The sequence below is a fragment of the Azospirillum sp. TSH64 genome (assembly GCF_003116035.1).
In the GTDB taxonomy this organism is placed as follows: domain Bacteria; phylum Pseudomonadota; class Alphaproteobacteria; order Azospirillales; family Azospirillaceae; genus Azospirillum.
Genome location: NZ_LGQW01000015.1, coordinates 3,615,002 through 3,627,530, shown reverse-complemented (window position 1 = coordinate 3,627,530; position 12,529 = coordinate 3,615,002). Strand labels below are relative to the sequence as shown.

General features: G+C 70.0%; 9 protein-coding genes. All 9 read right to left on the bottom strand.

All coding sequences use genetic code 11. The annotated features are described in order from the left end of the window. Positions 1-19 precede the first annotated feature (19 nt). The 9 genes from TSH64_RS17855 to TSH64_RS17815 all read right to left on the bottom strand — a co-directional run bounded on the left by TSH64_RS17855 (position 20) and on the right by TSH64_RS17815 (position 12,449). Entirely contained in the window at positions 20-1,189 is a 1,170-nt protein-coding gene (locus TSH64_RS17855; RefSeq protein WP_109452788.1) for a transporter substrate-binding domain-containing protein, read from the bottom strand. A 285-nt stretch (positions 1,190-1,474) separates the two neighbouring features. After that, positions 1,475-2,002 carry a histidine phosphatase family protein gene (locus tag TSH64_RS17850; protein ID WP_109446922.1) on the bottom strand — a complete coding sequence of 176 codons (528 nt, stop codon included), beginning with the start codon at positions 2,000-2,002 and terminating at the stop codon, positions 1,475-1,477. After that, a complete protein-coding gene (gph, locus tag TSH64_RS17845; protein WP_109446920.1) occupies positions 1,996-2,679 on the bottom strand; it encodes a phosphoglycolate phosphatase in 684 nt (227 codons plus the stop codon). Before gph ends, TSH64_RS17850 begins: the two co-directional genes overlap by 7 nt. Before the next feature lie 12 nt (positions 2,680-2,691). Further along, positions 2,692-3,828 (bottom strand): ABC transporter ATP-binding protein, encoded by a 1,137-nt coding sequence (locus TSH64_RS17840; protein WP_109446918.1) that lies wholly within the window; start codon positions 3,826-3,828, stop codon positions 2,692-2,694. A 14-nt stretch (positions 3,829-3,842) separates the two neighbouring features. Next, entirely contained in the window at positions 3,843-5,555 is a 1,713-nt protein-coding gene (locus TSH64_RS17835; protein ID WP_109446916.1) for an iron ABC transporter permease, read from the bottom strand. A gap of 87 nt (positions 5,556-5,642) precedes the next feature. After that, the gene (locus TSH64_RS17830) at positions 5,643-6,998 is read right to left on the bottom strand and encodes an extracellular solute-binding protein (RefSeq protein WP_109446914.1); all 1,356 of its coding nucleotides are present in this window, start codon (positions 6,996-6,998) and stop codon (positions 5,643-5,645) included. 164 nt (positions 6,999-7,162) lie between these two features. Next, positions 7,163-8,518 carry a sigma-54 dependent transcriptional regulator gene (locus TSH64_RS17825; protein ID WP_109446912.1) on the bottom strand — a complete coding sequence of 452 codons (1,356 nt, stop codon included), beginning with the start codon at positions 8,516-8,518 and terminating at the stop codon, positions 7,163-7,165. 11 nt (positions 8,519-8,529) lie between these two features. Continuing rightward, positions 8,530-11,046 (bottom strand): ATP-binding protein, encoded by a 2,517-nt coding sequence (locus TSH64_RS17820; protein ID WP_247873008.1) that lies wholly within the window; start codon positions 11,044-11,046, stop codon positions 8,530-8,532. After that, a complete protein-coding gene (locus TSH64_RS17815; protein WP_109446908.1) occupies positions 11,043-12,449 on the bottom strand; it encodes an extracellular solute-binding protein in 1,407 nt (468 codons plus the stop codon). The genes TSH64_RS17820 and TSH64_RS17815 overlap by 4 nt, the downstream gene beginning before the upstream one ends. Between the last annotated feature and the right edge of the window lie 80 nt (positions 12,450-12,529).

The window sequence follows — 12,529 nt, the reverse complement described above, 5'->3', positions numbered from 1 at the left end:
GCGTTCGCCCCGTTTGCGGTCAGACCGTGGCCTGCCGCCGCCAGCGGATGTCCGCATCGCCGGCAGCGTTGTGATCCACCAGATACGGATCGGGCTTCATCGCCACCGGCGACTCCGCGACGATCTCGAACCGGCCATCCGCATCGACCCGGCCGACGCGCGGCCACAGATAGGTGTGGTTGTTGTCGGGATCGATCCGCACCCGCCCCTGCGGCGCATCGAATTCCTGCCCGAAGATGGCGTCGCGCAGCCGGTCGGTGTCCATGCAGTTGGCGATGCGCAGGGCCTGGGCGAACAGATGGACCTGGAAATAGGCGGCCTCGCACGACGCGTTGGTCCGCTCATGCTCCCCGAACCGCTCGCGGTAGCGGGCGACGAAGCGGCGGTTGGCCTCGCTGTCGATGGAATCGAAATAGGGGGCGGCGGTGACATGCCCGCGCGAGGCGGCGACGCCGATGTCGCTGATTTCCGCCTCGCTGGTGGTCAGGCTGGCAATCGGCATCCGCGCCGGGTCGAACCCGGCCTCGGCATAGGCGTGGTAGAGATGGGCGGTGGCGGCGCCGACCACCGTGGAGAAGATGAAGTCCGGCTCCTTGCGCCGGATGTCGCGGATGACCGGGGCGAATGCCTTCTGCGTCGCGTTCAGCGGCAGATATTTCTCCGCCAGGATCTTTCCCGACCGCTGGAGCACCAGATCCCGCATGATCCGGCTGGATTCATAGGGATAGATGTAGTCCGATCCCACCATGTAGACGCGGCTGCCATACTCCCGCGTCAGATAGTCGGCCAGCTGCCGGCCATTCTGGTTGGGGGCGGCGCCGGTGTAGATGACATTGCGCGAGCACTCGAACCCCTCATAGAGGGTCGAATAGAGCAGCAACCCGTTGCGCCGCTCCACCACCGGCAGGATCGCCTTGCGCGTGCTCGACATGTAGCAGCCGAACAGGACGCCGACCCGCTCCTCGGTCATCAGCCGCTCGGCGAGTGCCGCGAACAGCGCCGGGTCGGACCGCGGATCCTCGACGATGGGCAGGATCTCCCGGCCGTTGACCCCGCCGCCGGCATTGATCTCCTCGATCGCCATCAGCGTGCCCTGGAGCTGGGTGCGTTCGATTCCCGCCGTGACCCCGGTCTGCGAGAACAGCACGCCGACCCGCCATGGTTCACCGCTCTTGGGGGTACACTCCATCTGCATCCACCTCTTCGTCGAACTCGCAGCCGTAATCCACACCCAGGCCAACCGGCCATCATCCGGTTGAAAATAAAACAAAAAAAGCCCCAATCAGGGCGGTCGGCCCGGATTGGAGCGCCATTGCTCCGGCCCGCTCCGTCACGTCGGGACCCGCTGAAACCCAGCTGCGGCCCCCTGGCGTGACGTCGGACAGATATGTGCGTCCATACTATGACAAGGACGGATTGCTTGGCGACTCCTGTTTTGCCCGGCATCCGCTCACAGGGCCGCTCACACGGTCGCTCACAGGGCCGCCACCCCTTCCCGCGTCAGGGTGACGGGCGATGCGTTGGGCGGCCACAGCAGGTCGGACTCGACACCCATCCAGCGGCAGAGCACCGGCCAGGTGCCGGCATGGGCGACGATCAGCAGCGGGCCGCCGTCGCCGGGCACCGGCAGCCCGTCGAGCGCCGCGGTGACGCGGGCGCGGAAGCCGGTCAGGCTTTCGCCGTTCGGCACCTCCTCCCGCAGCAGGTCGGCCGGGATGGCGCCGCCTTCGAGATCGCCCCAGCGCCGCTCCTCCAGCCCGGCCACGGGAATCACCGGAACGCCCAGCGCCTCCGCCAGGATGCCCGCCGTCTCCAGCGCACGGCGCTGCGGGCTGCTGTGGACCGCAGCCACCGACTGTCCTCCGGCGCGCAGGCTCGCGGCGGCCTCCCGCGCCTGCGCCCGGCCCCGCTCGGTCAGCGCCACGTCCTTCGAGCCGGCGAGCCAGCCGCCGAGGTTGCTCTCCGTCTCGCCGTGCCGGCAGAAGATCACCGACCTCAGCATGACAGCCGCTCCGCCAGATCGGCGAAGCCGCCGAGGATGCCGTCATGCGGCAGGCCGTCGAGCGGGACGCGGGCGTAGCCGTAGGGCACCACCAGCACCCGCGCCACCCCGGCGGCGCGGGCGGCCGCCACGTCATGCTCGTTGTCGCCGACGAAGACGGTCTCCGCCGGCGTGACCTCCAGCCGCTCCAGCAGCCCCAGCACCGGCTCCGGCGACGGCTTGCGGGTCGGGTAGCTGTCGCCGCCGACCACCGCGGCGAAGCGGCCGGCGATGCTCAGATCGTCGAGCAGCCGCAGGGTCGCCGCCATCGGCTTGTTGGTGCAGACGCCGAGCCGCAGCCCGGCCTCCGCCAGCCGGCCCAGCGTTTCGGCGACGCCGGGGTAGAGCGTGCTGTGGGCGCTGGGGTCGGCCTCGTAGATCGCCAGGAAGCGCTTGACGCAGCGGGCGGTCTCGTCCGCAGCCGGAACCCCGCCGGTGGCGGCCAGCACGCGCTCGACCAGCTTGGGCGCTCCGTCGCCGACGAAGGAGCGCACCGCCGCCAGATCGACCGGCGGGCGCCCCAGCTCGGCCAGCAGGGCGTTGGAGGCATGCATCAGGTCGGCCACGCTGTCCACCAGCGTGCCGTCGAGGTCGAAGGCGACGGCGCGGATGGTGGGGCGGTTCACGGTATCGGTCACGGTTGCGGCACCTTACTGGCGGAGGAAGCGGGCCTTGTCGGCCGCGAGGTCGAGGATGATCGGGGCATCCGGGGGGAGCAGAGCATCGCCCGCCTGATGCGGCGCGTCCACCTGAACCAGCTGCCCGCCGACATCCACCGCATAGCGGATCGACGCGCCGAGGAATTCGCGGTGGCGGACGGTGCCGGTCAGCCGGGCATGTCCGGGCGCCGGCGGCTGGCCATCGGCGCGGATGGCGAGGTTCTGCGGCCGGAACATCAGCTTGCCCCCGGCCCCAGTCTCAACGCCCGCCGCCGGCAGCGCCACCGGGGTGAAGCCGGTGCCGACGAAGGCGCGGCCCCCGGCCCCGTCGTCCCGCACCGCGCCGTCCAGCACGTTGGCGGTGCCGAGGAAGCCGGCGACGAACAGGTTGGCCGGATGGTCGTAGAGATCCTGCGGGGTGCCGACCTGCTGCACCCGCCCGTCCTCCATCACCGCGATGCGGTCGCAGATCGTGTTGGCCTCCTCCTGGTCGTGGGTGACGAAGATGGTGGTCAGGCCGAGCTTGCGTTGCAGGCTCAGCAACTCCTGGCGCATCTGCACGCGCAGCTTGGCGTCGAGGTTGGACAGCGGTTCGTCGAGCAGCAGGATCTTCGGCTCGATCACCACGGTGCGCGCCAGTGCCACGCGCTGCTGCTGGCCGCCCGACAGCTGCGAGGGGCGGCGGTCGGCCAGATGCTTCAGCCCGACCAGTTCCAGCGCGGCGTCCACCCGCCGCTCGATCTCGGCGCGGGGAACGCGGCGCTCCTCCAGCCCGAAGGCGACGTTGCGGCGCACGGTCATGTGCGGCCAGAGCGCGTAGCTCTGGAACACCATACCGACGTCACGCCGGTGCGGCGGCAGGCCGGAGATGTCGCGCCCGCCGATGCGGACCTCGCCGCGCTGGGCGGTGTTGAAGCCGGCGATCAGCCGCAAGAGCGTGGTCTTGCCGCAGCCGGAGGGCCCAAGAAAGGCGAAGAACTCGCCGGGCTTGATAGCGAGGTTCACGTCCTTCAGCACATGGTTGCTGCCGTAGGACAGGTTGACGCCCTCGATGTCGACGCCGACGCTCTCGATCTGGGCAGCGAGCGCGGCCGGGGAAAACCGTTGGTCGGAAAACTGGTGGTTCATGACGATGGTTTCCCTCAGTGGTCCTGGCCGCGGTCGCGGCGGCCGCGCTCGATGACGACGTGCGACAGATAGGTGCCGAGCCCGACGATGATGACGGCGAAGATGCCGAGCGCCGCCCCCGGACCGCGGCCGGCCGCCGACTGCATGTAGACGTAGAGGCCGTAGGCCAGCGGCGCGTCGCTCTGCGAATGCACCAGCATGATGGTCGCCGACAGCTCGACCGCCGCGGTGGCGAAGCTGGTGACGAAGCCGGCCAGGATGCCGCCGGACATCAGCGGCACGACGATGCGCCCGACCGTCCGCAGCTTGGTGGCGCCGAGATTCTCGGCCGCCTCCTCCAGCGAGGAGCTGACCTGCTGCAAGGCGGCGGTGCAGGCGCGCAGCGCGTAGGGCAGGCGGCGGATCGCCAGCGCGAAGACCAGGATCAGCCAGAAGTTGGACAGCGGCTGGCCGGTGAAGGGCATCGGCACGCCGTAGAAGCTGCGCAGATAGCCGATGCCCAGCACGACGCCCGGCACCGCCAGCGCCGCCATCGCGATGTAGTCCAGCCATTGCCGGCCCGGCAGCTTGGTGCGCAGGACCAGATAGGCGATGGCGGTGCCGATCACCACGTCGAGCAGTGCCGCCAGCGAGGCGTAGAGCAGCGTGTTGGTGATGTACTGCCCGCTCTCGGAAAAGACGGTGTGGTAGTGCTTCAGCGTGAAGGCGTCGGGCAGCGGACTGAAGGACCAGATGGTGGCGAAGGACAACAGGCCGAGCCCGACATGCGGCGCCAGCACCAGCACCAGGATCAGCAGCACGATGCCGTAGGCCGCCACCATCTCCAGCGGCTTCAGGCGCCGCTTGGCGAGACCGCCGCCGCCACGCTGCACGGTGGCGTAGTCCTTGCCGCGCATCGCCAGCGCCGACACCCACAAGGCCAGCAGCGAGCAGGCGATCAGCACGACCGAGATGACGTAGCCCATCGGATCGGCGATGCCGATGGAGGAGATGCGCAGGTAGGCCTGCGGCGCCAGCATGTCGTTGACGTTCAGCAGGAGCGGCGTGCCGAGATCGTCGAACACCTTGATGAAGACCAGCGAGGCGCCGGCGACGTAGCCCGGCATCGCAAGCGGGAAGACGATGCGGCGGAACAGGCGGAAGCCGTGGCAGCCGAGATTCTGCGCCGATTCCTCCATCGCCCGGTCGATGTTCTTCAGGCTGGCCGACAGGTTGATCAGGATGAAGGGGAAATAATGGATGCTCTGGACGAAGATGACGCCGTTCAGCCCCTCCATGAAGGGGATCGAGAAGCCGAAATGGTCGCGCAGCAGCAGGTTGACCGAGCCGTTGCGCCCGAACAGCAGCTGCATCGCCACCGCGCCGATGAAAGGCGGCATGATCAGCGGGATGATGCCCAGGCTCTGGATCAGCACCGAGCCGCGGAACTCGAAGCGCGTGGTCAGGTAAGCCAGCGGCAGCGCCAGCAGGCTCGCCACCACCACCGACATCGCAGAGACGTAGAAGGAGTTCCCGAACGACCGCATGAACAGGTCGTTCTGGAAGAAGTCGGCGAAGTTCACCAGGGTGAAGGCCCCGGTCGTCTTGTCCTGGAAGGCGACGAAGATGACCTGGACGACCGGAACGACCAGGAACAGCAGCAGGAATGCGGCGATCAGCAGCGCGGCCAGCGCCGGCCCCGGCCGCACGCGCGCGATGCGGTCGCGCGTGAGCGCAAGTGACGTCATGGAAAGGCCTGTCGGCTGAGGAGAAAGGAGGGGACGCTCTTGGAGCGCCCCCCTAGGCTGGACGCAACCAGCGTCAGCGCATCAGGCTCAACGCGCCAGGGCAGCCGCCTCGTCGGCCTTCTTGCGGGCGTTGGCGTAGTTCTCCTTGGCGAAGGCGGCCCACTTCTGCTCGACCTGCGCCTGACGCTCCGGCACAGCGTCCTTGGCCGACTTGCGTTCCACCGTGAAGGCGCCGGCCAGTTGCGGATCGGCGGCCTGCTCCGCCGTCACCGGCATGGCGGCGACGAGGTCGCGCGCCTCGCCCAGCAGGGCCTTGGCCTTGTCGTTCGGCTTCTTGGCGAGCGCCGCCTCGGCCTTGTGAATCGCCTGGGTCGCCGCCTTGAGGTCGTCGAGCTGGAAGGTGACGAGCTGGTCGAACAGCGCGTCCACCACATTGTAGCGGGCCTGCGAGACGTTGACGTCGAAGTTCACCTGCGAGCCCAGCGACTTGTCCTTGAACGGGTTGGGATAGCCGGCGGGGGCCTTCTCGTAGGTGACCGGGTTGACCGGCAGGCGGCGGATCGCCGGTTCCAGCAGAACCTCCTGCCCCTTGGGCGACAGCAGGAAGTCGACGAAGCCTTCGGCGGCGGCCTTGTTGGGGGCGTTCTTCACGACGCCGACATTGGCCGGGACGATGGTGGTGACGGTCGGATAGACGAACTCGACCGGGAAGCCCGAGGCCTGCGACGACAGCGCGAAGAAGTCGATGACGATGCCGACGCCGAAGGCGCCGGAATTCACCCCGTCCGGCACGCCGAAGCTGCGCTCGGTGATGGTGCGGTAGTTGCCGGCCATCTCCTTGTTGGTGCGCCAGCCCTTTTCCCAGCCCTCGCCCTGGAGGATCGTCTCGATGGTCAGGTGCGTCGTGCCGGAGCGCGACGGGGCGGAGATCGCGACATGGTCGTAATAGGCGGGCTTGGTCAGGTCGGCCCATTCCTTGGGGATCGGCAGATCGTTGGCCTTCATGTAGCGGCTGTTCCACATGATGCCGTAGCCGGACGCGGCGAAGCCGGCATACATCCCCTCGGGATCGTTGACCGGATAGGCGCCGACCTTCTCGGGAATGCCCTCCACCTTGGGCTTGTAGGGCTGGAGCAGCCCGGCGCCCTTCAGCACCTCGAAGGCGTCGGGGGCCGACGCCCAGAACAGGTCGACGCCGTTGTTGGACGCGGTTTCCTGGAGATACTTCACGCCCGCGTTGGTGTTGCGGTTCAGGATCTCGACCGTGACCTTGGGGTTCGCTTTTTGGTAGGCCTGCTGGAAGGCGGTCGTCATGTCCTTGGGGAAAGAGGTGACGATGACGAGCTTGCCGCTGGCATCCTGCGCGAAGGCGGCGGTGCCGGACAGCAGCAGGACGCCCAGGGCGGCGGCGGCGTTGCGCAGGTTGCGCGAGGTGCGAAGCATGGGTGTTGTCCCTCCCTTGATGTCTTATGCTCGCCCATTCAGCAATCGGCATGCCAGACGGTCAGCCCTTGCACGCTCTGGCTTCGCACATCATCGATGGGTCAGGACGGGAACATCGGCGGAGGCGACTGGGTAATGCGGGGAACATTCCAGCCCCTGCTTTTTCACTCCTCCGCGAAATCGTCCCGGCTCAGCCCGTGGTGGCGCATCTTCAGGTACAGCGTCTTGCGGGTGATCCCCAGCCGTTCCGCCGTCTCGCCGACCCGGCCGCCGCAACGGGCCAGCGCATCCTCGATCAGCTGCTTCTCGACGCGGTCAAGCTGGTCGGCCAGCGGCTCGATCTCCGCCGATTCCGTCATGCCGGCAGATGCGGCGGAAGCGCCGACCGTGGCCAGCCCGTCGCCCAGCCCGAGCGCCACCCGCTCGGCGACATTGCGCAGCTCGCGGACATTGCCGGGCCAGCCATGGGCGGCGAGGCGCGCCAGCAGGACAGGATCGAGCGGCGGCGGCGTCCGGCGCGACCGCGCCAGGGCCGCGTCGAGGAAATGGCGGAACAGCAGCGCCACGTCGCCGCGCCGCTCGCGCAAGGGCGGCAGCGGCACTGTGACGACGTTCAGGCGGTAATAGAGATCCTCGCGGAACTTCCCCTCCGCCGCCAGCCGCAGCAGATCCACCTTGGTCGCCGCCACCACCCGCAGGTCCAGCTGGATCGTCCGGTTGCCGCCGATCCGCTCGATGGCCCGCTCCTGCAACACGCGCAGCAGCTTGACCTGGAGATGCATCGGCATGCTCTCGATCTCGTCGAGGAACAGGGTGCCGCCCGCCGCATATTCCAGCTTGCCGATGCGCCGCCCCTGCGCCCCGGTGAAGGCGCCCGGCTCATGCCCGAACAGCTCGCTCTCGATGATGGTGTCGGGCATGGCGCCGCAGTTCAGCGCCACGAAATTGCCGGCGCGCCGCCGGCCGCCCTCGTGCAGGCTGCGCGCGACCAGTTCCTTCCCCGTGCCGGTCTCGCCGAACAGCAGCACGTCGACCTCGGCGTCGGCGAGGTTCGCCACCGCGGCCCGCAGATGCTCGATGGCAGGCGAGCGGCCGATGATCCGCCCCTCCGGCCCGCCTTCCGCCAGTTGCGCCCGCAGGCGGCGGTTCTCCAGCACCAGCCCGCGATGGGCCAGCGCGCGCCGCACCACCTCGACCAGATGGTCGGGCTCGGCCGGCTTCTCGATGAAGTCGTAGGCGCCCTCGCGGACCGCGCGCATCGCCATGGCGATGTCGCCATGGCCGGTGACCAGCACCACCGGCACCTCCGCGTCCGCCGCGCGCACCCGCTCCAGCAGGGCGAAGCCGTCCATCCCCGGCATGCGCACGTCGGTCACCACCACGCCGGGCCAGGAGGCGCCGAGCCGGGCCAGCCCGGCCTCCGGCTCCGTCACCGCTTCGACGGCGAAGCCCTCCAGCTCCAGCGTCTGGCGGCTGGAATCTAGCACTTCCGGGTCGTCGTCGATCAGCAGGACGGTCATGGGCAAGACTTTCACGCACGGGTCAGGGTGAGGACGAAGGCGGTTCCATCGGGGCCGCTCTCGGCCACCGACAGCACGCCGCCGAAGTCGCGGACGATGTTGTAGGAGATCGACAGGCCGAGACCCAGCCCTGTCCCCACCGGCTTGGTGGTGAAGAAGGGATCGAAGATCTGGGCGACCGGATCGGCGGCGATGCCGGAGCCGCTGTCCCGCACCTCGATGCGGACGGCGCCGCCCTCCTCGCCCCCGCTCTCCTCCCCGTCCTCCACGACCTCTGCGCGGATCAGGATGCGGCGCACCGGCGCGCCGGCCACGGCGTCCAGCGCGTTGCTCAGCAGATTGACCAGCACCTGCTCCAGCCGCACCTCCTCGGCGCGGACCCGCAAGGGCGTGCCGGAGGCGGGGCCGGCGTCCGGCAGCGCCAGCTCGACCGCGACCGCCTCCTCGCGCAGGCGGTTGCCGAACAGCGACAGGGCACCCTGGATCACCGGCGCCAGCTCCACGGCCCCCAGCCGGCTGTCGGGACGGCGGGCGAAGCGCTTCAGGTGGTTGGTGATGTTCGCCATGCGGGCCGTCAGGTCGGCGATCTTGCCGAGATTGCCCTCGGCCTCCTCAACCCGGCCCAGCCCGATCAGCTTGCGGCCGTTGTGGGCGTAGGACCGGATGGCGGCGAGCGGCTGGTTCAGCTCGTGCCCGACCCCGGCGGCAAGCTGGCCGAGCGCCGCCAGCTTGCCGGCCTGCACCAGCTCCGCCTGCGCCTCGCGCAGCTCGCGTTCGGTGCGCTGGTGTTCGGCGATGGCGCGCTCCAGCCGGTCGTTGGTGGCGCGCAGGTCGGTGGTGCGCTCCTGCACCGTGCGTTCCAGGACATGTTGGGCTTCCAGCCGCTCGGTCATGTCGGTGAGGGTGACGATGAAGCGCTGCCGCTGGCGCCGCCAGAAGGGACGGACGCCGACCTGCACCGGAACCGCCCCGCCGTCCGGACGGCGCCCGGTCGCCAGGATCGACAGGGTGGGCGCCGGACCGCCTGCACCGTCGGGTGCTTGAGCGAAGGGCGCCCGGGCGAAGAAGGCCGCAAGGCGGGCGGCGGCCTCCGCATCCAGCCGGTCGGCAAGGCGCCCGGCCTCCCCCTCCCCGGCCCGGACGCCGGGCGGCGGCGCGATCAGCGCTGCGGCGAGCGGGTTGACGAACTCGATCACGCCCTGCGCGTCGGTGATCGCCAGCCCGGCCTGGGCATTGTCGATGATCGCCTGGGCGTTCGCCTCCTCCACCGCGATGGCGGTGTCGCGGAAGACCAGCAGCGCCGCCGCCATGTCCGACAGCTCGTCGCCGCCGCCGAGCGGAATGTCGGCCTTGAGGTCGCCGGCGGCGATGGCGCGGGCGGCATCGCCCAGCCGCGTCAGGCGGGAAATCAGGTTGCGGTTGACGTAGAGCCAGGCCACCAGCACCGCCACCAGCAGGCTGACCAGCGCACTCGCCAGCAGGGCGGAACGGCCGAACGCCACCGCCCCGGCGGAGCGGGCGGCGGCGGCGCGGGAATCCTGCTCCACCGCCTGGACCTGCCGGGCGATCAGCCCGTTCAGCCGGGCGACGATGTCGCGGTTCTCCGCCAGCAGGGCCTGTCCGCGCGCCGCCGTCTCCAGCTCCTCCCGGCGCAGCGCCGGCACGCTGCCGTCGGCCCCGCGCGCGAGGTCGAGAAGCTGGCCCACCAGCTGCCGCAGCGAGACGCCGTCCGCCCAGCCGGCCAGCGCCGTCAGGTCGCGTTGCAGCCGGTCGGCGGTCTCGTCCAGGAAGCCGGCATTGTCGTCGAGCAGCTCCGCCGTGGCGAGCGTCGCCGCCCGCGCGACCAGCCCGACCGCGAGGTTTCCGTTGGCGCCGATCTGCAACAGCGCCTCGCTGCGCCGGTTCTCCTCGCGCAGGATGCGGACGGCATCGGCCGACGGCTTCCCGCTCTCCACCGTGGCGAGCGCGCTCTGGATGTTGAAGCGGGCGTCGGCGACCAGCGGATCGATCTCGTCGAGGAAATCGGCATGCAGCCAGCGCAGCCGCTCGATGGCCTCCTGGTTCCGGCGGCCGAGCGCCAGCCGCTGGCGCACCGTGCCGTCCAGCGCCGCCAGATTGCGGCCCAGCGAATCCACCACCGGGCGCAGGCCGGGAACGCCGCCCTCGATGGCGTCGGTCAGCGCCCTCAGGGTGGTCAGGCGGCGGCCGAGCGTGTCGCGGATCGCGTCCATCTCGTCCTCGGTCCGGCTGCCGGCCAGGATGGGGGCGGTGGCGATGATGGCCCCACCCTCCTCCGCCAGCTTGGCCGCCACGCCCAAGGCCGGCAGGTGGCTTTCGGCGAACTCGTCCAGCGTGCCGCCCAGCCGGTCGTAGGACAGCCAGCCGAGCGCGCAGGCCACCACCGACAGGGTGGCGACCGCGACGAAGGCGAGGAACAGCCGGACCCGGATGCCGAAGCGCAGCCTGCCCGCACCGTTGCCCGGCCGGCCGGACAAGCCACCGGAAGAGGGCGTCGCCACGGCACTCACGGCCAGACCCCTTCGCCAGCCGCCGCCCGCAGGATCACCAGCGCGCGTTCCGCCGCCGACAGCGCCGTTTCCAACTGATTCTGCGAGAAGGCGCGCCACTCCTCCTCCAGCTCGCCCTGCCGGGCGGACACCGGCATGCCGCGCGCCGGCCGGCGCAGGGCGGTGGAGAAGGCCGGGTCGATGGCCTGGGCGGCATCGACCGGGATCGCCGTCGCCGCCTCGCGGGCGGTGCGCAACAGGTCGCGCGCGGTCGGATCGGGGGTTGCCGCAAGACGGCTCTCGCCCTGATGGATCAGGTGCCAGACCCGGTTGAGCGTCTTCACGCGGAAGGTGATCAACTCGTCGAACAGCAGGTTGACCAGCTCATAGCGGCGGCCGGACAAGGCGCGGTCGAAGAGGAACAGGTCGTCGCCGGTCTCCCGCGCATACGGGGCCGGATAGCCGGCGGGGGCGGCGGCATAGGCATCGGGCCGCACCGGCAGCCGCCCGATGTCGGGACGCAGCATCAGGGCCTGCCCGGCCGGCGACAGCAGGAAGTCGATGAACAGGTTCGCCCCCGCCGGATTGGGGGCGGTGCGCAGGACCGCCACGCTGGCCGGCAGGAACACGCCGTCGGCCGGATAGGCAAAGCGCAGAGTGCCCAACTCCCCGCTCTCGCGCGGCCCGGACTCCTGCCTTGTCCCCTGCCCGAGGAAATCGATGGCGAGCCCGATGCCGAAGCGCCCCTTGCCGACGCCTTCCACCACGCCATAGCTGCGCGCCGTCACCGTCGCCAGATTGCCGGCGATCTCCAGCCAGGTCGCCCAGCCGCGCTCCCAGCCATGCAGTTGCAGCACCGTCTCCACCATCAGATGCATGGTGCCGGAGCGCGACGGCGAGGTGATGCCGAGATGCCGGGCATAGCCGGGCCGGCGCAGATCCTCCCAGCGGCGCGGGGCGGCGAGGCCGTGCCGGTCCAGATAGGACTGGTCCCAGATCAGCCCGTATCCCGACAGCGCGAAGCCGAGATAGAGGCCGTCGGGGTCGTCGATGGGCTGGTTGCCGACGGTCGCCGGGGCGCCGGTCGGACGCGGCGCCACCGGCGCCAGCAGCCTGGCGGCCTTCAGCACCTCGAAGGCGTCGGGGGCCGATGCCCAGAAGACGTCGACGTCCTTCGCCACGCGATCCTGCAATTGGGTGATCGCGGCGGTGGTCTTGGTGTTGATCACATGCAGGCGCCGGTCGGGATAGGCCTGCTCGAACGCGTCGCGCACCGGCTCGTAGAAGGCGGCGGGAAAGGAGGTCAGGACGGTGATCGCCTCCGCCCCGCCCGGCATCTCCTGTCCGGAAGCCCTGGCACCCGGCAGCAGCAGGACCACGCCCGCCAGCGTCCGCACCACCCAAACGCCAAGACGACCGACCATGCTTGTGTCCACCGACAACGACTTCCCGATGTGGGACAGCTTGCATGCGGCAGTGTTGTTTTGATAGCCAGCAAAATTCC